20 protein-coding genes and 1 tRNA gene are annotated in these 19,355 nt (G+C 69.2%); 14 read left to right on the plus strand and 7 right to left on the minus strand.

Features of this window, described 5'->3' with window-relative positions:
* Positions 1-31 precede the first annotated feature (31 nt).
* Entirely contained in the window at positions 32-1,159 is a 1,128-nt protein-coding gene (locus tag OG867_RS22930) for a DUF475 domain-containing protein (protein ID WP_018103348.1), read from the plus strand.
* 154 nt (positions 1,160-1,313) lie between these two features.
* The gene (locus OG867_RS22935; RefSeq protein WP_406287987.1) at positions 1,314-2,048 is read left to right on the plus strand and encodes a Tellurium resistance; all 735 of its coding nucleotides are present in this window, start codon (positions 1,314-1,316) and stop codon (positions 2,046-2,048) included.
* Between the two features lie 6 nt (positions 2,049-2,054).
* Here the strand turns inward: OG867_RS22935 and OG867_RS22940 are convergent, their stop codons facing one another.
* Entirely contained in the window at positions 2,055-2,867 is an 813-nt protein-coding gene (locus OG867_RS22940) for a TerD family protein (protein WP_328900030.1), read from the minus strand.
* A 221-nt stretch (positions 2,868-3,088) separates the two neighbouring features.
* On the opposite strand from OG867_RS22940, the gene OG867_RS22945 reads away from it, so the two are divergent.
* The 4 genes from OG867_RS22945 (at position 3,089) to OG867_RS22960 (ending at position 8,308) form a co-directional block, all read left to right on the plus strand.
* Positions 3,089-4,252: an HpcH/HpaI aldolase/citrate lyase family protein gene (locus tag OG867_RS22945; RefSeq protein WP_406287990.1), complete on the plus strand. Its 1,164-nt coding sequence runs from the start codon at positions 3,089-3,091 to the stop codon at positions 4,250-4,252.
* A gap of 66 nt (positions 4,253-4,318) precedes the next feature.
* On the plus strand, positions 4,319-6,796 hold the full coding sequence (locus tag OG867_RS22950; RefSeq protein WP_406287992.1) for a phosphoribosyltransferase: 2,478 nt from the start codon (positions 4,319-4,321) through the stop codon (positions 6,794-6,796).
* Entirely contained in the window at positions 6,793-7,620 is an 828-nt protein-coding gene (locus OG867_RS22955; protein WP_406287995.1) for an HAD family hydrolase, read from the plus strand. Before OG867_RS22950 ends, OG867_RS22955 begins: the two co-directional genes overlap by 4 nt.
* Before the next feature lie 28 nt (positions 7,621-7,648).
* Positions 7,649-8,308 (plus strand): O-methyltransferase, encoded by a 660-nt coding sequence (locus tag OG867_RS22960; RefSeq protein WP_406287997.1) that lies wholly within the window; start codon positions 7,649-7,651, stop codon positions 8,306-8,308.
* A gap of 80 nt (positions 8,309-8,388) precedes the next feature.
* Here the strand turns inward: OG867_RS22960 and OG867_RS22965 are convergent, their stop codons facing one another.
* The 3 genes from OG867_RS22965 to OG867_RS22975 form a co-directional block, all read right to left on the minus strand.
* Entirely contained in the window at positions 8,389-8,622 is a 234-nt protein-coding gene (locus OG867_RS22965; protein ID WP_361018609.1) for a zinc ribbon domain-containing protein, read from the minus strand.
* 74 nt (positions 8,623-8,696) lie between these two features.
* Positions 8,697-10,151 carry a hypothetical protein gene (locus tag OG867_RS22970; protein WP_406287999.1) on the minus strand — a complete coding sequence of 485 codons (1,455 nt, stop codon included), beginning with the start codon at positions 10,149-10,151 and terminating at the stop codon, positions 8,697-8,699.
* Positions 10,152-10,257: 106 nt separating this feature from the next.
* Entirely contained in the window at positions 10,258-11,025 is a 768-nt protein-coding gene (locus OG867_RS22975) for a DUF4097 family beta strand repeat-containing protein (protein ID WP_406288001.1), read from the minus strand.
* Between the two features lie 174 nt (positions 11,026-11,199).
* On the opposite strand from OG867_RS22975, the gene OG867_RS22980 reads away from it, so the two are divergent.
* The 4 genes from OG867_RS22980 (at position 11,200) to OG867_RS22995 (ending at position 13,738) form a co-directional block, all read left to right on the plus strand.
* Positions 11,200-11,271: transfer RNA gene (locus tag OG867_RS22980), tRNA-Val, on the plus strand.
* 844 nt (positions 11,272-12,115) lie between these two features.
* Entirely contained in the window at positions 12,116-12,379 is a 264-nt protein-coding gene (locus OG867_RS22985; RefSeq protein ID WP_406288004.1) for a hypothetical protein, read from the plus strand.
* Positions 12,348-12,878, plus strand: a complete 531-nt coding sequence (locus OG867_RS22990) for a DUF6879 family protein (RefSeq protein WP_406288006.1) — start codon at positions 12,348-12,350, stop codon at positions 12,876-12,878. The genes OG867_RS22985 and OG867_RS22990 overlap by 32 nt, the downstream gene beginning before the upstream one ends.
* Before the next feature lie 11 nt (positions 12,879-12,889).
* Positions 12,890-13,738: a helix-turn-helix domain-containing protein gene (locus OG867_RS22995; RefSeq protein WP_406288008.1), complete on the plus strand. Its 849-nt coding sequence runs from the start codon at positions 12,890-12,892 to the stop codon at positions 13,736-13,738.
* 327 nt (positions 13,739-14,065) lie between these two features.
* Here OG867_RS22995 and OG867_RS23000 read toward each other — a convergent pair whose 3' ends face one another.
* Complete coding sequence (locus OG867_RS23000; RefSeq protein ID WP_406288010.1) at positions 14,066-14,587, minus strand: hypothetical protein; 522 nt, start codon at positions 14,585-14,587, stop codon at positions 14,066-14,068.
* 217 nt (positions 14,588-14,804) lie between these two features.
* Here OG867_RS23000 and OG867_RS23005 point away from each other — a divergent pair, with 217 nt between their 5' ends.
* Complete coding sequence (locus OG867_RS23005; protein ID WP_406288012.1) at positions 14,805-15,443, plus strand: hypothetical protein; 639 nt, start codon at positions 14,805-14,807, stop codon at positions 15,441-15,443.
* A gap of 84 nt (positions 15,444-15,527) precedes the next feature.
* The gene (locus tag OG867_RS23010; protein WP_406288014.1) at positions 15,528-16,190 is read left to right on the plus strand and encodes a hypothetical protein; all 663 of its coding nucleotides are present in this window, start codon (positions 15,528-15,530) and stop codon (positions 16,188-16,190) included.
* Between the two features lie 314 nt (positions 16,191-16,504).
* Here OG867_RS23010 and OG867_RS23015 read toward each other — a convergent pair whose 3' ends face one another.
* Positions 16,505-17,167, minus strand: coding sequence for a M15 family metallopeptidase (locus tag OG867_RS23015; RefSeq protein WP_406288016.1), 663 nt, complete (start codon positions 17,165-17,167; stop codon positions 16,505-16,507).
* Between the two features lie 77 nt (positions 17,168-17,244).
* Between OG867_RS23015 and OG867_RS23020 the strand changes: the two genes are divergently transcribed.
* Positions 17,245-18,219 carry a threonine/serine dehydratase gene (locus OG867_RS23020; protein ID WP_406288018.1) on the plus strand — a complete coding sequence of 325 codons (975 nt, stop codon included), beginning with the start codon at positions 17,245-17,247 and terminating at the stop codon, positions 18,217-18,219.
* A gap of 31 nt (positions 18,220-18,250) precedes the next feature.
* Positions 18,251-18,667, plus strand: coding sequence for a DUF6578 domain-containing protein (locus OG867_RS23025; protein WP_406291130.1), 417 nt, complete (start codon positions 18,251-18,253; stop codon positions 18,665-18,667).
* Positions 18,668-18,685: 18 nt separating this feature from the next.
* On the opposite strand, the gene OG867_RS23030 is transcribed toward OG867_RS23025, so the two are convergent.
* On the minus strand, positions 18,686-19,192 hold the full coding sequence (locus OG867_RS23030) for a hypothetical protein (protein ID WP_406288020.1): 507 nt from the start codon (positions 19,190-19,192) through the stop codon (positions 18,686-18,688).
* Positions 19,193-19,355: the final 163 nt, after the last annotated feature.

Consider the following 19,355-nt stretch of genomic DNA (forward strand, 5'->3'; position numbering starts at 1 on the left):
GAGACCCGTTACATACATGATGGGGTAGCCAGTGCTTCTGAAAACCTTCGGGTGGTCGTTCGCGATCACCGTGATCGGCCTTGTGGCCGCGTGGTTCTACGGGGGGTGGGAAGCCTTCGGTGTGGTGGCGATTCTTTCCGTCCTGGAGATCTCGCTGTCGTTCGACAACGCCGTGGTCAACGCCGGAATCCTGAAGAAGATGTCCGCCTTCTGGCAGAAGATCTTCCTCACCATCGGCGTGATCATCGCGGTCTTCGGTATGCGGCTGGTCTTCCCCGTCGTGATCGTGGCCATTACCGCCAGCCTGAACCCGATCGACGCCATCGATCTCTCGTTCAACGACCCGGACCGCTACAAGGAACTGGTCACGGACGCCCACCCGGCGATCGCCGCCTTCGGTGGCATGTTCCTGCTCATGATCTTCCTCGACTTCATCTTCGAGGACCGTGACATCCAGTGGCTCCGCTGGATCGAGCGCCCGCTGGCCAAGCTCGGCAAGGTCGACATGCTGTCGGTCTGCATCGCGCTCATCGTCCTGCTGATCTCCGCGATGACCGTCGCCACCCACGCCCACCAGCACGGCGGCGGACATGTGGACAAGGCGGAGACCGTCCTGCTCGCCGGTATCGCCGGTCTGATCACGTATCTCATCGTCGGCGGGCTCTCCGGCTACTTCGAGGACAAACTCGAAGAGGAGGAGGAGCGCGAGCACGAGGAGGAGGAAGAGGCCAAGCGGAGCGGCAAGAAGATCTCCGCGGTCGCCCTCTCCGGCAAGGCCGCCTTCTTCATGTTCCTCTACCTGGAAGTCCTCGACGCGTCCTTCTCGTTCGACGGCGTGATCGGCGCCTTCGCCATCACCAACGAGATCGTGCTCATGGCGCTCGGCCTCGGCATCGGCGCCATGTACGTCCGTTCGCTCACGGTCTACCTGGTCCGCCAGGGCACCCTGGACGACTACGTCTACCTGGAGCACGGCGCGCACTACGCGATCGGCGCGCTCGCGGCCATCCTGCTCATCACGATCCAGTACGAGATCAACGAGATCATCACCGGTCTCGTCGGCGTCGTCCTGATCGCCTGGTCCTTCTGGTCCTCCGTCCGCCGCAACAAGGCGCTGGAGGCCGAGGAAGGCAAGAGCGAAGTGACCGCCGGGGTGTGACCCGGTAGGAATTGAGGGAACGCTCTCTGCGGGGCGGCTCGTACGGCAACGGTTCCGGGACACACCCGGAGGCGGCCCGGAGCCGCCCCGCAGTGGTGCGTGCGTCGTACGCGCCGCGTGCGACGGGTGAGGGACCGAGAGGGCGGGGTCGGGGATGGCGTTCTGGAACAACCTGTGGCCGGGGCGGGAGTCACAGTTCGAGTCGGGCAGCGCGGCCACCAACTCCATCGTGCTCACCCGGCGGCACTCCACGGTCTCGCTGACCAAGCAGGGGGCGCTGAGCGGGAACCTCCGCGTCAACCTCTCCTGGCGCATGCGCACCTCGGACATCGGGGGCCGCTCCCGGCAGAGCGGCCGGCTGCTGCGGCCCTTCAAGCTCTTCCAGCCGGAGGCCGTCCAGGCGCACACCCAGGGGATGGTCAACGTCGACCTGGACCTCGGCTGCATGTACGAGCTGGCGGACGGCACCCGGGGCGTGGTGCAGCCCCTGGGCAATCTGCTCGGCGATCTGAACGGGCCGCCCTACATCAGGCTCAGCGGCGACGACCGCTTCGGCGCCCCCTCCGGCGAGACGCTCTACGTCAACCTCGATCAGCGCGAGCACATCAAGCGGCTGCTGTTCTTCGTCTACATCTACGACCAGACGCCCGCCTTCGACCGTACGCACGCCAAGGTGACGCTCTACCCGGGCAACGGGCCGCGCATCGAGATCGAGCTGGACGAGCGCGCCCCGCAGGCCCGCTCCTGCGCGGTGTTCACGGTGGAGAACATCAAGGACGAGCTGATCGTGCGCCGCGAGGTGAAGTTCGTCTACGGCTTCCAGTCCGAGCTGGACCGGATGTACGGCTTCGGCATGCAGTGGGGGCGCGGCTACAAGAGTCGCGCCTAGGTGCCCTCAGGGCCGTATGAACTGCGGACCCTGCGGGGGCAGCACGAAATTCGGGTCGGGAGCGGGAGCCGCCGCCGGTGCGGGCTGCGGGTAGCCGTAGGCGGGCTGCGCCGAGGCCGGCTGGGGATAGCCGTACGCGGGCTGGGGCGCCGGGGCCGCGGTGGGCTGCGGATAGCCGTACGAGGGCTGCTGATGCAGCACGGTCGCCTGCGAGTCCGGTACGGGGGCCGGGGCGGGCGGAACCGCGGGTGGCGCCGGGGCGGGCGGCTCGGGCTCCGTCTCGTCGACCGAGATGCCGAACGCGGTCGCGAGGCCGATGAGCCCCGTCGGGTAGCCCTGCCCGACCGCCCGGAACTTCCAGCCGTCGCCGCGCCGGTACAGCTCGCCGCAGATGATCGCGGTCTCCTCGCCGGTCTCCGCGCGCACGTCGAACACGGCGAGCGGTTCGCCGCCGGCCGCCGCGGAGTCGTAGACCAGGATGCGCAGATCGCGTACGGCTCCGAAGGCCGCCCCGTCCGAGGACGCGGCGATGACCACCTGGTCGACCGAGGGATCGAGCGCGTTCAGGTCGGCCTCGATGGTGTCCGTCAGGCCCTCGGGCAGGCTGCGCTTGGGCAGCCTGCGCACCAGGCCCGAGGGGTGGCGCGGCTGGTTGTAGAAGACGAAGTCCTCGTCCGAGCGCACGCGCCCGCCGGCGCCGAGCAGCAGGGCCGAGGCGTCCACATCGGGTACCCCGGCGCCCGGCGTCCAGCGCAGCACGGCCCGTACGGCCATGGCGTCGAGGGGGACGTTCGAGCCTTTCACCATCGCGTGCGTCATGCCGGTCATCCTGCCTGCTGGCCGCCCGTGCGGACAACGCGGGGGGCGAGGCCCGTGTCCCGGGCGCCGGGCGGATTCACCCACTCCGCCACCTTTGAAATTCGTGCTAAACGGTCATGACACCCGGAATTCACCCAGGCTGGGAACTGCCGACACCCGTTCGTACGTACTATTACCGGCCACACGTTGTCCGGTCGGTCAGAGAGTACGGGGGGAATTGCATGCGTCATTTCGGGCATATTGCAGCTGCGGCGAAGGGCGGGCTGTTCTTCCAGGAACCCTGTGACTTCGACGCCGACTCACCGGCCCCTCTCCTCTCCACCGCCCTCGGCGCCACGCTCTACAGCCCCGCCACCCGCCCCCGGCTCGCCGACGACATCGTCAAGCTGGCCGGGCGCGGAGTCGTCTCGATGGTGCTGTGCCTGGAGGACTCGATCGACGACTCCGAGGTCGCCGGGGCCGAGGAGAACCTGATCAGGCAGTTTGCCGACCTGGACGCGCGCTCCATCGAGCTGCCGCTGCTGTTCATCCGGGTCCGCGAACCGGAACAGATCACCGACCTGGTGCGCCGCCTCGGCGCGTCCGGCCGGCTGCTGTCCGGCTTCGTGCTCCCCAAGTTCACGCGCGCCCGCGGCGTCCCGTTCATGGAGGCCCTGACCAAGGCCGAGGCCGCCGCCGGCCGCCGGCTCTTCGCCATGCCCGTGCTCGAATCGCCCGAGCTCCTTCACCTGGAGACCCGCCGCGAAACCCTCCGTGGCATCGCCGAGACCGTCACCGCACACCGTGACCGGGTCCTCGCGCTCCGCCTCGGCGTCACCGACTTCTGCTCCTCCTACGGACTGCGGCGCTCGCCCGACATGACGGCGTACGACGTCGGCATCGTCGCCCATGTCATCGCCGACGTCGTCAATGTGCTCGGCCGGGCCGACGGGACGGGCTTCACGGTCACCGGCCCCGTCTGGGAGTACTTCCCCCGCCAGGAGCGCATGTTCAAGCCGCAGCTGCGGAACAGCCCCTTCCAGGAGAACCGGGCAGAGGCGCTGCGCACCGCGCTCATCGCGCACGACCTGGACGGACTGCTGCGCGAGATCGACCTGGACCGGGCCAACGGACTGCTCGGCAAGACCTGCATCCACCCCTCGCACGTCGCCCCCGTGCACGTGCTGTCCGTGGTCAGCCACGAAGAGTTCAGCGACGCCCAGGACATCCTGCGGCCCGAGGCCAACGGCGGCGGGGTGCTGCGCTCCGCGTACACGAACAAGATGAACGAGGTGAAGCCGCACCGGGCCTGGGCCGAGCGCACCCTGCTGCGCGCCAAGGTCTTCGGCGTGGCCCGGGAGGACGTCGGCTTCGTGGACCTGCTGGCGGCCTGCCTCGCGGAGTGAGCGGGACCGGCGGGACGATCGGAGAGGGACACCGGCGCCGAGCACGGCACCGGGTCCGGCAGTCGAGTGGAAAGAGGGACGGCGGACGTGGTGTGGTCGGGTAGCTGGGTGGCGGAGCGACTGGGCGTCGGGCTGGTGGGCGACGGGGAGCTGCGCGAGCTGCTGGGCCTCGCCCTGCGGCGCAACCCCAAGCGGGCACACCTGCTCGTCTCCAACGTGCTCGGCAAGCATGTGCCGCAGCGCCCCTCCGTGGTGTACGGAGCCGGCGTCGAGCTGGGCCGCCGGGTGCGGGCGCTCCTCGGCGAGGACGGCGCCCGGCGCGCGGTCGTCGTCGGCTACGCGGAGACCGCCACCGGCCTCGGCCACTCGGTCGCCGACGGCCTCGGCGGGGCGCCCTACCTCCACTCGACCCGCAGGCCGGTGCCCGGCGTGGCCCGGGCGGGCGGCTTCGAAGAGGCCCACTCGCACGCCACCTCGCACCTGCTGCTCCCCGAGGACCCGGAGCTGCTGGCGGCGGCCGGGCCCGGCTCGGCGCTGGTCCTGGTGGACGACGAGTTCTCCACCGGCAACACCGTCCTCAACACGATCCGCGACCTCCACGCGCGCTACCCCCGCGACCACTACGTCATCGTCGCCCTGGTCGACATGCGCTCACCCGCCGACCGGGGCCGCCTCACCGCATTCGCGGCCGAGATCGGCGCCCGCGTCGACCTGATCGCCCGCAACACCGGCACGGTCACCCTCCCGGACGGCGTCCTGGAGAAGGGCCAGGCCCTGGTCGCCGAGCAGGAGGCCGCCGGGGACGCCCCCCAGGACGGCCCCCCGCACCCGCGCCCCCACACCCGCCTCGACCTCCCCTGGCCCGCCGGCGTCCCCGACGGCGGGCGACATGGCTTCACCGAGGCCCACCGCGCCCTCCTGGAGCCCGCGCTCCCCGCCCTCGCGGACCGCGTCGCCCAAGCGCTCGGCGACGGCCCCCGCCGCGTCCTCGTCCTCGGCTTCGAGGAGCTGATGTACGCGCCGCTGCGCCTGGCCACCGCCCTGGAGGACCGCACCGACGCCGAGGTCCGCTACTCCACGACCACCCGCTCCCCGGTCCTCGCCGTGGACGACCCGGGCTACGCGATACGCACCCGGCTGGTCTTCCCGGCCCACGACGACCCGGCCGACGGCCCCGGCGAGCGCTACGCGTACAACGTGGCCGGCGCCGGCTTCGACGCCGTCGTCCTCGTGGTCGACTCCGCCGCGGACACCCCGGCCCTGCACGCCCCCGGCGGCCTGCTGGACCGGCTCGCCCCGCACACCGCGCAGGTCCTGCTCGCGGTGATCCCCTCGTACGTACCGGGGGCGCCCGCCTCCGAACGGCAGGAAGAAGTCCCCATGCAGCTGCCCGAGCCCCTGCGCGGCCCCGCGTTCTCCTCGTACGCGCCGGACGAGGTCGGCTGGCTGCTCCAGGACCTCTCGGACACCCGCCTCGAAGCGCCCACGGAGGAGCGCGAGGAGGCGATACAGAGCGGGGGCGCGCACTACGCGGAATCGCTCCCCGTCGAGTACCAGCCCTCCGCCGAGTACCAGGAACTGTTCAAGAGCGCCCTCGCGCTGTCGGCCGCCCGGATCGCCCGCGCCGTGGGCACGGTCACCGAGACCGTCCTCGCCGAGCGCGGCCCGCGCCCCGTCCTCGTCTCGCTCGCCCGGGCCGGTACGCCGGTCGGCGTGCTGATGCGCCGCTGGGCCCGGGCGCGGCGCGGCATCGACCTGCCGCACTACGCCGTCTCCATCGTGCGCGGACGCGGCATCGACGCCAACGCGCTGCGCTGGCTGGCCGAGCACCACGACCCGGCCGACGTCGTCTTCGTGGACGGCTGGACCGGCAAGGGCGCGATCACCCGCGAACTGGCCGCCGCCGTCGCCGAGTTCGAGAAGGCCGGGGGAGCGGCGGGCTTCAACCCGGAGATCGCGGTGCTCGCCGATCCGGGCGGCTGTGTGCGGACGTACGGCACCCGCGAGGACTTCCTCATCCCCTCCGCCTGCCTCAACTCCACGGTGTCCGGGCTCATTTCCCGTACGGTCCTGCGCGCCGACCTGGTCGGTCCCGACGACTTCCACGGCGCGAAGTTCTACCGCGAGTTGGCCGGCGCCGATGTCTCCGGCCTCTTCCTCGACACGGTCGCCGCCCGCTTCGACGAGGTCGCGGACGCCGTGGACGCCGAGGTGAAGGAGCTCCTGGCCGCCGACCGGGCCCCCACCTGGGAGGGCTGGGCGGCCGTGGAGCGCATCAGCGAGGAGTACGGCATCCACGACGTCAACCTCGTGAAGCCCGGCGTCGGCGAGGCCACCCGGGTCCTGCTGCGCCGCGTCCCCTGGAAGATCCTCGCCCGGCGCGGCGCCGGCCCGGACCTCGACCACATCAGGCTCCTGGCCGAGCAGCGCGGCGTACCCGTCGAGGAGGTCGACTCGCTCCCGTACACCTGCGTCGGGCTCATCCACCCCAAGTACACCCGCGGGGCGACCGGCGCCGACGGCAAGGCGGTGGAGTCCGCGTGACTGCATCCCCGGTCACCCTCGTCGCCAGCGACCTCGACCGCACCCTGATCTACTCCTCGGCCGCGCTCCAGCTCGCCATGGAGGACGAACGGGCGCCCCGGCTGCTGTGCGTCGAGGTCTACAACCACAAGCCCCTGTCGTACGTCACCGAGACCGCGGCCGGGCTGCTCACCGACCTGACCTCCGCCGCCTCCACGGTGTTCGTCCCGACGACCACCCGCACCCGCGCGCAGTACCACCGCATCCGGCTGCCGGGCGCCCCGGCCGAGTTCGCGATCTGCGCCAATGGCGGCCACATCCTGGTGAAGGGTGAGTCCGACCCGGACTGGCAGCGGACCGTGGCGGACCGTCTCGCCGACGAGTGCGCCCCGCTCGCCGAGGTCCGCGCCCATCTGGTCGCCACCGCCGATCCCGGGTGGCTGCTCAAGGAGCGCGTCGCCGAGGACCTGTTCGCGTACCTCGTGGTCGACCGCGCCGAACTGCCCCCGGAGTGGACGAAGGAGCTCGCCGCGTGGGCGGAGCCGCGCGGCTGGACCGTCTCGCTCCAGGGCCGCAAGATCTACGCCGTACCGCGCCCGCTCACGAAGAGCGCGGCCATGCGCGAGGTCGCCCGGCGCACCGGCGCCACACACACCCTCGCCGCCGGTGACTCCCTCCTGGACGCGGACCTCCTGCTCGCCGCCGACCGGGGCTGGCGCCCCGGCCACGGCGAACTCGCCGACGCGGGCTGGACCGCCGCGCACGTCGAGGTGACCGCCGAACGGGGCGTCGCGGCGGGCGAGGAGATCCTGCGCCGCTTCCTGCGGGCCTCGGGGGTCCGGTAAATCACGCGGGCGACCGTAGAGTTGTGCGATGACCAAGGGAAACTCCACCAAGATCACCGATGAGCTGTACGCGTACATGCTGGCGCACAACCCGCCCCTGGACGCCGTACAGCGCGAACTGGTCGAGACGACCTACGCGCGGCTGCCCGAGCACGCGGGCATGCAGTCGGCCGAGGAACAGGGCCCGCTGCTCGCCTTCCTCGTCCGGCTGACCGGCGCCCGGCACATCGTGGAGGTCGGCACGTTCACCGGCTTCTCCGCCCTGGCGATGGCCCAGGCGCTCCCGGCGGACGGACGGCTGATCGCCTGCGACGTCTCGGAGGAGTGGACGGCGTACGGCCGCGAGGCGTGGGAGAAGGCGGGCGTCGCCGACCGCATCGACCTGCGCATCGCGCCCGCCCTGGACACCCTGCGCGCGATGCCGGAGGAGCCCCACATCGACTTCGCCTACCTGGACGCGGACAAGGGCAACTACATCGCGTACTGGGAGGAACTGGTGCCGAGGCTGCGCCCGGGCGGGGTCGTCACCACGGACAACGTGCTGTTCCACGGCCGCGTGACGGACCCGGAGGCGACGGGCGCGGCGAAGGCCATCCAGGAGTTCAACGACCACGTCTCGGCGGACGCGCGGATGGACAGCGTGCTGCTGACGGTGTCGGACGGGCTGACGCTGTCGCGCAAGCGGTAGCCGCCCGGGGGCGGCGGGGCTCCCGGGCGTCGGCGCGTCCGGGGGCGGCGGTGTCGTCGGTGTCCCGGGTGCCGCAGGGTTCAGCCGCAGCAGCCTCCGCCGCAGCAGCCGCCCCCGCCGCCCCCGCCGCCCCCGGCGGAGGGCGCGGGCCGGGAGCCGCCGCCTGCCGTGCCGCCGACGGCGACGGTGGAGAGCAGCTTCACGGTGTCCTCGTGCCCGGCGGGGCAGGAGGCGGGAGCGGACGACTCGGCCATGGGACGGCTGAGCTCGAAGGTGTCTCCGCAGGAGCGGCAGCGGTACTCGTAACGAGGCATGACGCCAGGTTATCGGCGAGGGGCCCCGGGCTGTCCACAGCGCGACGACCCGGGACCGTCCGAGGCGGACGGCGTCAGTGACTCCCCGCCCCGCGTTCCTCGCGGATGTCGGCGACGACGTCGGCGACGGTCTGGCGCAGGCCCTCCGTCACGGTGAGGAAGTGCCAGTAGTCGGGATGGCGGTTCTCCAGGGCCGTGACCGCCTGGTCCAGGCGGGCCACCGCGTCGTCCAGCGGCCGGGCGTGCCGCGGCTCGGGCGTCTGGCGCCCGGCCATCGCGAGGCGCTGGGCGTCGCGGATGGCGAACCGGGTGCGCTGGATCTCCTGCTGCGGGTCCTTGGCGACGTCATCGATCCGGCGCAGGCGGTCACCGGCGGCGGACACCGCCTCGTCGGTGGTGTTGAGCAGGGCCCGCACGGTGCTCAGCCGGGAGGTGGCGTCGGCCCAGCGCTGCTCGTCGCGGGCCTGGGCGGCCTCCTTCAGCTTCTCCTCGGCCCGGCGCACATTGACCGCGGCCTGCTCCGGCACGGGCTGGAGGTCCTGCCAGCAGGCGGCGGAGAACCGGCGCCGCAGCTCGCTGAGGACGGGCTCGACGGACGCGGACCGGGTGGTCAGCGCCTGGGCGCGGGTGCGCAGGGACACCAGCCGGCGGTCGATCTCGGCGGCGCGCTCGGGCAGCTTCTCGGCCTCGGCCCGTACGGCTTCGGCGTCGCGCAGCACGCGGTCGGCGCGTTGCAGGGTCTCGGTCACACCGTGGCGCCCGGCGCCCTGGTTGAGCTTGGTCAGCTCGGGGGCGAGGGCGGCGAGCCGGGCGGCGAGATCGTCCGCCCGCAGCCCGGACGCCCGCACCGAATCGAGAGCATTGCTCGCGCCGAGGAGCGCCTGTCGCGCGCGCTCGACGGCGGGGGCGAGCCGGGCGAGCTGCGTCTCGGCGCTCCCGAGGAGCGGCCCGAGACCGGCGCCGAACCGGTCGAGCTCCCCCTTGACCCGTATCAGCTGCTCCTTCGCGGAGGTCAGCTCGGCCCGGGCCCGGGACGCGACGGACGGTTCGAGGTCGTCGCGGTCGAGGTCATGGGCGTCGACAGCGGTGATGTACGCGTGACTCGCCTCGTCGATGCGCCGGCCGAGCGCGTCGAAGTCGTCCACGGCCTTGCGGGCGGCCGGCGAACTGTCGACCGCGGTGATGGTCTCGATGGAGATCTTGAGGTCGCGCTGAGCGGTGTCCAGCTCGTAGAACGCCTCGGCGGCGGCATCCTTCGCCGCCTGCGCCTCGGCCCGCTGCCCCTCACCGCGCCCGCCGAACCACCGCCGCGTACCGCCGCCGGTGACGGCGAGGGCAAGGAGGGGGAGGGGCGCGAGAACGAGGACGCACAGGTCACGCAGGCCGGTGGCGCGCGGGGCGGGTGCGCGTCGCTCGCCCAGGCCGGGAACGGCCCGGGCACTCGGATCCGCCCCCACCGCACGACGCCGACTCCGCTCCCGGACCGCTCCGGCGATTCCCGCCTGCGGCTGCGCGTCTGTCGCCGTCACATGCCTCTCCCGTGCCGTTCCGCCCTGCCGGATACATTCTCCCACCAGTAAGGACGAACACACGTGCCGGTTAGTTCACGACGGGGCCGGAGACCGTGCTCCTTTCTCAGCCCGCGTGCCGGACGGCGACCCCGCCGTTGTCGCTGTGGGCCTTCACCACGTGTTGGCTGCTGTCACTGCGCGGCACCTTCACGTCGACGTGCCCGTTGTCGGCCGACGCGGAAACGGCGTACGAGGTCTTGCCGGCGGGCAGGTCGATGGCGATGCGCCCGTTGTCGCTGACGGTGTCCACGAGGTCGGGGACCCGGGTGAGATCGAGATCCACGGACCCGTTGTCCGACCGGGCCACCACGGACCGCGAGGAGACCCGCTCGGCGCGTACGGACCCGTTGTCGCTCTTCAGGTCGAGGGGCCCGCTGACGTCCCGGACGACGACGCCGCCGTTGTCGGAGTACAGCTTGAGGGGGGTGGTGAACTTGGACGCGGTGACCTTCCCGTTGTCCGCGTCCACGGTCAGTGCGAGGTCGCGCGGCACCTTCACCGTATGGCGGGCCTCGCAGTTGCTGATCATCGCCTTGCACTTCACGCGAAGGGTGAGCGTGTCCCCCTCCAGCTTCCACACGGGGTCCGGCCCGCTCCCGAGGACGACCCACCCGTCGACCCGCCGGGTCACCTCGATCTCCTTCACGTCGGCCGGGACGACGTCCACCACGGAGTTCTCCGCTTCGATGGTGAGCGCCTTCCCCCCGAACGCGAACGACTTGTGCTCGGCGGGCGCGTCCTCCGCGTCCGTGCTCCCGCACCCGGTGAGCGCCGCGACGAGCAGAACGGTGCCCCCGACGGCCACGAACGCGCTGCGATTACGGATGGTCATGGTGATCAGGTCCCCCTGGGCCGGCGCTGCGATGTGCCCCCACGGTAGGCAACCGGGCCCACCCCGGACGATCCGGACGGCTACCGTCTCCGGGGTGGGGCTATCCCCCGTAACCCCACCCCGAACCGATTGTCGACACGCCCCACGAGCCATGTACCCTGTTCCTTCATCCACGGGTGCGTAGCTCAGGGGTAGAGCGCTGCTCTTACAAAGCAGATGTCGGCGGTTCGAAACCGTCCGCGCCCACCGAGGATAACGAGCAGGTCAGACCCTGCCTTTGCCCCCCCGTCCAGCATCGGCCGGGGGGTCTTCTCGTGCCCGGAGCACACGGGGAGTCCACATCCCCACAGCAAGCCGCGCCCCGCCCCCCGGCCACCGCCGGCCTCGGGGACGGGCAGGGAGATCAGGATGGGTACGACCGTGGGTGGGTAGCTGACCTCTTGCACGGCGTCTTGCACAGGATGACGATGCGGCCTGGGCCGCTCGCCCCCTCGATCGGGTACCGCGCCGCCGTCTCCCCGGTGAGGGGGCGGCCGCAGTTCGCGCACCTCATCCGCGTACTTGCCGCCAGGCCCGACCGAGCCGTATGGCCGTCACGCACGGCGCGCCGGCGCGGCAGGTCGCGCAGGCCACGGTGTGCCCGATCCACGTCCGGTACGCCGCATCGGCGCCTACCGTCTCTTGCGGTTTCGTCTGCGTCATGCCCGATCCTTTCGGCAGGTGGCGGGGCAGCAGCGGGGATACCAGCGCACCGTGGGGCCGAACCCGGGGAGCGGGCGCGCGCCGAGGTCATGGGCGTCGGTGTTGGTCAGCGGAGCGGCGCACCAGACGCACGCCGCTCCGCGCTGCTGCGCGTCCGACAGCGTGGCGGGATCCGGCAGTGGTAACGCTGTCGTCATGGGTGCCTCCCGTTCGCGGCCGGTGAGTACGGGAGACCGTAGGGGCGGAACGTGCACGCACTCCAGCTGTGTGCAGATCTGTGCGCAGGGTACCCACTTGTGGGTGGATGACCACTTCGCGCCCTTGACCGCCGCCGCCATTGGCAGGACTGTGTCGCACAGAGCTGCACACCGCGTGGACGGAGATCGTCATGTCGTTACTGTTCGTCGGGATCGACCCCAACACCGGAGACCACGAAAGCCCCACCGTGTGGGTTGACCAGAGCAAGCGGGAGATCGTGTTCCAGGGATGGAAGCCGGACCTCGAACTCGAAGCGGAAGTAACAGCGTTCACCGTGCCCGGCCATGCCGTGGGTATCCCTGAGAACGAGGGCGTGGTCCGCATCCCGGCCAGCATGGTGCACATGATCAGGGAGGCGTGCGATGCCGTCGAACGTGCCGCGCAGCTTCCTTGACCTGCTCGACGGCTGTACCGAATCGGCCGTCCACCTGGAGATGCGAGACGTCTACGCCGTGGACTACGAGCAGGGCCCCTTCGCGGACTGGCGAGCCGGGTTCCGCCACGACCCCGATGACCGGGCGTCGTGGTGGCGGCCGTGGCTCGACGTGGTGACTGAGGCTGTCGGCCGAGGCGTCACGATGCGGCGGGCCCGCATCGTGTCCGAGCCCGTCGGTGAGTACACCCGCTACCTCCACGACATCACCTTCACGAACATGGCCGCCGGTGAACAGGTGCGGTGGCTGCCACGCAGGCGGGCGTCCGATCTTGCGCTGCCCGGGAACGACTTCTGGTTGTTCGACGGACAACTGGTTCAGTGGAACCACTTCGGTGGCGACGGCTCGTCCCGAGGGCCCGAGATCACCAAGGACCCTGCTGCGGTGACGCTGTGCACCAACGCCTTCGAAGCGGTGTGGGGCCGCGCCATCCCACACGACCAGTACGACATCCACTGACCAGGACGACCATGACGCTCCCCTCCTCCTCCGCACAGTCCGCACGCGAGGTCGTTGCCCGACGGCTACGTGTCTTGCGGAAGGGGGCGGGGCTCACCGTCGTGCAGCTGGCCGGCAGCTGCGGGTGGCACCACGCGAAAACCTCGAGAATTGAGAACGGGCGCACCGGCCCGACCGCCACCGACATCCGCCTGTGGTGCCGAACCGTCGGCGCCGAAAGCGAAGCCGACGACCTGATCGCCCAGTCGCTGCACGCCGAGTCGATGTACAGCGAGTGGCGTCACCGCACCCGCACCGGGTTGAAGACGCTCCAGGACAGCGCGGTGGCGTTCTTCCAACGTACGGAGCTGTTCCGGGTCTACTCCTCGTCCCTCGTCCCCGGCCTGCTACAGACCGAGGGCTACGCCGCCGCCGTACTCAACATGAGCGCCCACTTCCGGGAGCTCCCCGTCAACGACAGCGCGGATGCCGCACGGGCCCGGGTCGAGCGCTCCCGGATCATCCACGAACGTGGCCGACGGTTCGTGCTCCTCGTGGAGGAGGCTGTGCTGCGGTACCGGATCGGTAGCTCTGACGCGATGGCCGCCCAACTCGGCTACCTACTCACCGCCGGGGCGCTGCCCGCCGTGTCGCTCGGCATCATTCCCTCCACAGCGGTCCGCGGGCAGTGGCCGCGCGAGACGTTCCACGTCTACGACGACGAGCTCGTGTCCGTCGAGCTCGTGTCCGCGCAGGTGCGGATCACCCAGCCGAGCGAGATCGGACTGTACCTGCGAGCCTTCGAGCAGATGCGCCGCACGGCCGTGTACGGGGCGGAGGCACGCGCCCTGATCGTGAAGGCCATCGACGCACTGAGCTGACCTGAACGTGACGAAGCGCCCTCGCCTCCGGCGGAAGCTTGTGACTCCGCGTCGCACATTCTTGAGCACGACTTCGACGCGTAGAGGCTGCTCAGCCTCCAGTCCAGGTCTCGCGCCGGCGGGTAATGCTGAAGATCCGCTCAATCCGCTCTGACGGAAACGAGGTCGAGCGGTGCATCAACGCGCTCACAGGAGCCAGGGCCGCGGCGACGGTACGACAGGAGAGCCTATGCATGCCAAGGCGCGGTGACTTCGGCCGCGCTTCGCCTGTGGCTCCGCCCCTGATTCCTCGATTGCCGTTCCATAGCAGCCAGGCCCGCCCACTCATCAGTCGTCGGCCACGACGAGGAGAGTCATCCGTCCAGCTGAGCGGTCGATGAGCACGAAGTCGTGGAAGTCCTCGTGCACACGCCCCCAGTCGTGAATGGCCTCGTCCCCGAGCCCGCTCAGGTAGTAGATGTGGTCGGCCGCCGCCAAACGATCGAACACCTCCCGCTGCAGACTCACCTCCAGCCTGCAAGGCACGTCCCCGAACTGCTTCACCCACCCCCGCACGATCTGCGCACTCTTCTCCCGGCTGATGGCTTCGTAGACGTCGGAGGTGACTAGCCTCAGCCAATACGGGCCGTGCCTCAATCCCTCCGGCACGACTCCGCCGCCCGCGTAGTCGTCCCGGAACTGCTCATGCCCGATGAGCGCGGCGAGCAGCTCCTGGGCGTCACCGGACTCAGCCGGGATCCGCAGGTGCTTGATGTCGACCCACCTGTAGCCGTGTGACCTCGAATCTTGGAACTTATAGTTCCGGAAATCGATGAAGGCACTGACCTCATGAGTGAGCTGGTTCTCCATAGCGCGACAGTTTAAGGAGCCGACCAAGGTCACTCTGCGGATCCGTCGGACAGGCTCTATCACCCAGCTACGCATCTCCCGATCCGGCGGCCAGCGGGCGAAGGGCCTCTTCAGTCAGTTGTGCTCCAGTTCTGCGAGTTTCCTCCGGGACGACCATATTGCTAGTGCTGGTCGAATCAAGGACTACCTCACTAGCTCCCGGGGGAATTATGAAGAAATGAACTCCCTTCCTGACCGGGATAAGTTGACCTTCACCAATGGGTTCTATGCCAACTGTTCGGCCATCTTTGTGGATATTCGGAAGTCTTCGCAGCTGCCGTCGCACTATAGAAGACCACGCCTTGCCCGAATCTATCGAGCGTATCTGTCGGAGCTGGTGGCGATTTTCAATGGGAACTCGAATACTAGAGAGATCAATATCGCCGGTGACGCCACATGGGCTGTCGTAAACACGCCATTTAAAAGTGATGTCGATGCGGTGTTCAGTTTGGGTGCCATGGCCAACTCGATGGTGCAGGTTTTGAATTACGAGATGAGGAAGGCATCGTACGGTCAGCCTATCGAGGTAGGTATCGGCATGTCGTGGGGGCGCGCGCTCATGATCAAGGCTGGGCATAGTGGAAGCGGAATTAATGACGTTGTCTATATGGGGGATGTGGTAAACGAGGCTGCAAAATTGGCCAACTATGGAAATAGTGCATGGAATGTTCCGGCGATCGTAACGTCGTCAGACTTTCACGGGAATCTGAATGAGGAGAATCAGGGGCTCCTTGCGTACGACCGCTTGCGAGGCTGCTACACAGGATCGGTGATCAACTTGGCGATGGAGGAGTGGTACCAAGAGAACTGCAAATAGAATTATGTGGTCCGATGTATTCCAGGGTGTGTGTCGACTTCCCGTCCTGTGAGTTTCCGTCTCCCAGCCTGTAAGGAGTTGGCCGTGATCCCCATTGCTGACATCGATGTTGACCCTGCATTTCCTGCGAGTCTAGCCATGGGTCTACCCTGCGTGGATGAGATTGATGAGGAAGGGTATGGCAATTTTCGAGATGTCTGGTCAATTGGAGAGGTGAGTCACGAGGAGGCGGTTCGTATGATCGAAACAGAGAGGAGCTTGGTCGGCCTCGTGGATCAGGCGAGCAGGAACGCCGCCGAGTTTGAAGCCATGGCTAGGGCTGTTGAGACAGGGGAACTTGAAAACCTTCCCAATGGTTATGTCGCGGAAAACCCGCATAGTGATATTGTCCGATTCCTTTCCGCCATTGATGAAGAACAGTCGACGCTAGACGCTCTGGAACTTGGTGTGGCCGGCCTGGCTTATGCCTTGTCTTCAGTCGGATGCTTCACCGCAGCAAGTTGTCGGAGTCACTACTCCGATCACTCATGGGCAGACCGACCGGTGGTGTTCTTCGCCGCTGAGCGGCCTACGGTCCACTGGCTGACACCGCTCGTGCAGGACAGTGGATGCGGCTTCGCGGACGGCAGCGACCGAGCCGTCAGGCTCTTGGTCATGCAAGCGCCGTCGATCACGAACTTTTTGGATTTGGCTCAGGGCATCGTCGAGCAGGTCAGCAGACAGGGACCGACCCGCCCGTCGCCGTGAGTGTCAGGCATAGCGTGCGGCTGGCTCGGCCCACACCGGTCCCGCACCCCTCACTCCTGGAGTCGGGACCATTGACATCGAGAGTTGACATCAACGTGGACGAACACCAGCGACAAGAGGAAGTCGCCGAGAGCGCTTCAGGCCATGGAATAGGCATAAACGGCAGCTGTCCGGCCGAACTTACAAAGCAGATGTCGGCGATTCGAAACCGTCCGCGCCCACCAGCACAAAGACCCCCAGCCGATCATGGCTGGGGGTCTTCGGCGTCCACATCTGCCGTGTACCGGTCGGACAGGTGGGGTCGGGGCAGCCGGTTACCCGAGTGGGGTGATCTCCTTCGGGCCGTAGCAAGCGGCGGGGTTCCCCGTGGCCAGAGCCCAGTAGCGGTCGCCGAAGGACCAGTGCCACCATTCCGTGGGGTAGTTCACCAGCCCGGCCGCCGTCAGCGCGGAGCCCAGCAGCTTTCGGTTGGCGCGGGCTTCTTCGCTGATGTTGGCGGCGTGGGTGTAGCAGGCGCCCTCGCTCTCCTCCGGGTCCGCGTTCATTCGCGTGCCCAGGTCCAGTTCGTTTCCAGCGGTGTCGGCCAGGGTGAGGTCGACGGCCGCGCCGGCGCTGTGCGGGGCGATATCGGGTGGTGACACATAGCGGCTCGCTGCTGAATGGATCTGCCGGGCGGACCGCTCCGGGTGGGCAGACCGCAGTTGGCTCGCGTACTCCTCGAAGTACTTCCGCTGAAGAGAAGGGGGTCGATAGCCCTCGACGAACAGCAGTCGCAGGTTCTGTGGAAGCCCCGCCTGGGCCTTGAGCAGCCGCTCCAGCACGCCTTCGCGCAGGTGGGCGAAGGAGTCTGCCGGGTCCTGCTTGCGTGCATCGACCAGCAGCGTACCGGTGGTGCGCACGTCCACAAGACGTTCGCCGCACTCCGAGACTGGAACGGCGGCGACCTTCGGGTCCGACATCAGAACGATCTCACTCATGATGTGATCATCTCGCAGACCTTCGACACGGTGATCGCACCGAGGGTCGGTAGGTTGCTCCTATCGACCTGCTGAGCGTGGAGGGGAATGTGCTGATCACCGTCGCGGATGTGGAAGCCGAGGCCGAGCGGATTGCCGCGTATGTGGTGCGGACGCCGACCGTGCCGAGTCCCGGGCTCTCCGCGTTTCTGGGTGCGCCGGTCACCACGAAGCTGGAACTGCTTCAGCGCACCGGGTCCTTCAAGGCGCGCGGGGCGACGGCGAAGCTGCTGGCGCTCAGCGAGGCCGAACGGGCCGCGGGGGTCGTCGCCGTGAGCGGCGGCAACCATGGCATCGCGGTCGCGGAGATGGCCGGTGCGCTGGACATCAAGGCGACCGTCGTCATGCCCCGGTCCGCCCCCGGCCGTTCCGTGGAGATCGCCGAGGCAGCCGGGGCGAACGTCATCCTCGCCGACACCATGGGCGGCGCCTTCGCTCTCGTGGGCGAACTCCAGGAGTCGGGGCTCGCGCTGGTCCACCCCTTCGACGACCCCGTCGTCGTCGCGGGCCAGGGCACGGTCGGCCTGGAGTTCGCGGAGGATGCCGGCGAGCTCACCGACGTACTCGTCAGCATCGGTGGCGGGGGTTTGATCTCCGGTGTCGCGGCCGCGCTGCACGCGCGCCGTCCGGGTGTACGGGTCTGGGGCGTGGAGACCGAGGGTGCGCGAGCCATGTCGGAGGCCCTGGCCGCCGGGGGGCCGGTGCCCGTCGAACTGTCCTCGATCGTCTCGACGTTGAGCGCCCCGAGCGCCTCACCGCTCACCTACGAACACGTCTCGGCCCTGGTCACCGATGTCGTCACCGTGACCGATGCCGAGGCCGTGCAGGGGATCCTCGACCTGGCCGACAACGCGAAGGTCTGGGCCGAGCCCGCCGCCGGATGCCTGCTGCCCGCGGCACGCCAGGTGCTGGAGCGCGTCGGTGGGAGCGCCAGGCTCGGCCTGGTCGTCTGCGGCGGCAACGCGACCACCGCCGATGTGACCGCCTGGGCCGAAGGGTTCGGGCTGCGCTGACCCGTACCGCACGGCGCACAATGGCGGTGTGATGTTGACGATTTGGGTCGATGACTGGCAGATGCAGTGCTGTGGGGACCCCTTCGCGCCTGGGGATGTCGTGTCGTGGACGCTGATGGAGGTTGATCCCGAGGATTACGTCGATCTCGTCGGCGCGGAGCGCGCGGAGGGGATCGACTTCTGCGAGGAGCATCACGGCGGAGGGGAGGGGCTCCCGCCGGTCCCGCTGGAGGTGGTGTCCGTCGTGGAGGTGCACTGCCGTTACGGGGTGCCTCCCGGTGCGACGGACCGGGTGAACCACCCCGTTCCGGGCACGACCGTGATGGTTCCGGTCGAGGTGGCGGCGGACGGGTGGGCGAAGGCCCGGGACGGGGTCAGCTTCGCGGGCTACTTGGTGACGGCCAGGCGGGTCGCCGATCCGGTGGAGGACGCGGTTGCTCGCGGGTGATGACGGGGGCAGAGCGTCTCAGGCAGCGGGGGCGGCGAGCGCGAGGGGTTCGTGGCGGTGCCAGATCAGGTAGCGGTCCTCGCGGCGTAGTTCTGCCGAGCCCCACTCGGCGCGCATCACGCCTTCGTGCATGGAGCAGGCGTAGGCGACCAGGACCAGGCGGATGTCTTCCGGGAGGAGAGCGAGGTCGGGGTGGGCCTCGGGTTCTTCCAGTTCGTCCAGGCCCAGGTCGAGCATCTGTTGCCTCGGCTCAGGGCCGTGGCGGCGGATGAGTTCCGCGCGGAATCCCGTCGCCCGGCGCAAGCGGGCGGCTGTGACCGGGACGTCCCTCTTCGCGTAGCGGATCGGGTAGATGACGTGGCCCGAGACGACGACCACGGTGCGGCCCTGGAGGCGTACGACGGAGGCGTCCGCCAAGTGGGCCAGTCCGGAGGCCAGTTCCTCGTACTGTGCGGCATAGAGGCCGTGCCCGTACGCCTCCAAAGTCTGGGTGTGCACGCCCTCGTGCCCGCTGCGGGCCCTCATGTGGGCTCGTAGGAGGCAGGCCGGGACCCGGTCCGCCAGTTCATCGGCCGCATCGCCGAATGTCGCACGTGCCCACTCGCTTGCTGAGCCCACGAGGTGCCGCCCCTCCCTGATCAGCGCCGAAACGACGAGCAGTAGTAGGTGAACGGTGCGGTCTCGCGGC

The organism is Streptomyces sp. NBC_00209 (assembly GCF_045206345.1).
Classification (GTDB): domain Bacteria; phylum Actinomycetota; class Actinomycetes; order Streptomycetales; family Streptomycetaceae; genus Streptomyces.

Excerpts from the sequence above, each read along its gene's own strand:
- OG867_RS22935 (WP_406287987.1), top strand. The coding sequence starts at position 1,314 with ATGGCGTTCTGGAACAACCTGTGGCCGGGGCGGGAGTCACAGTTCGAG.
- OG867_RS22940 (WP_328900030.1), bottom strand. The coding sequence starts at position 2,867 with ATGACGCACGCGATGGTGAAAGGCTCGAACGTCCCCCTCGACGCCATG.
- OG867_RS22945 (WP_406287990.1), top strand. The coding sequence starts at position 3,089 with ATGCGTCATTTCGGGCATATTGCAGCTGCGGCGAAGGGCGGGCTGTTC.
- OG867_RS22960 (WP_406287997.1), top strand. The coding sequence starts at position 7,649 with ATGACCAAGGGAAACTCCACCAAGATCACCGATGAGCTGTACGCGTAC.
- OG867_RS22965 (WP_361018609.1), bottom strand. The coding sequence starts at position 8,622 with ATGCCTCGTTACGAGTACCGCTGCCGCTCCTGCGGAGACACCTTCGAG.
- OG867_RS22975 (WP_406288001.1), bottom strand. The coding sequence starts at position 11,025 with ATGACCATCCGTAATCGCAGCGCGTTCGTGGCCGTCGGGGGCACCGTT.
- OG867_RS22985 (WP_406288004.1), top strand. The coding sequence starts at position 12,116 with ATGTCGTTACTGTTCGTCGGGATCGACCCCAACACCGGAGACCACGAA.
- OG867_RS22990 (WP_406288006.1), top strand. The coding sequence starts at position 12,348 with ATGCCGTCGAACGTGCCGCGCAGCTTCCTTGACCTGCTCGACGGCTGT.
- OG867_RS22995 (WP_406288008.1), top strand. The coding sequence starts at position 12,890 with ATGACGCTCCCCTCCTCCTCCGCACAGTCCGCACGCGAGGTCGTTGCC.
- OG867_RS23000 (WP_406288010.1), bottom strand. The coding sequence starts at position 14,587 with ATGGAGAACCAGCTCACTCATGAGGTCAGTGCCTTCATCGATTTCCGG.
- OG867_RS23005 (WP_406288012.1), top strand. The coding sequence starts at position 14,805 with ATGAACTCCCTTCCTGACCGGGATAAGTTGACCTTCACCAATGGGTTC.
- OG867_RS23015 (WP_406288016.1), bottom strand. The coding sequence starts at position 17,167 with ATGAGTGAGATCGTTCTGATGTCGGACCCGAAGGTCGCCGCCGTTCCA.
- OG867_RS23025 (WP_406291130.1), top strand. The coding sequence starts at position 18,251 with ATGTTGACGATTTGGGTCGATGACTGGCAGATGCAGTGCTGTGGGGAC.
- OG867_RS23030 (WP_406288020.1), bottom strand. The coding sequence starts at position 19,192 with ATGAGGGCCCGCAGCGGGCACGAGGGCGTGCACACCCAGACTTTGGAG.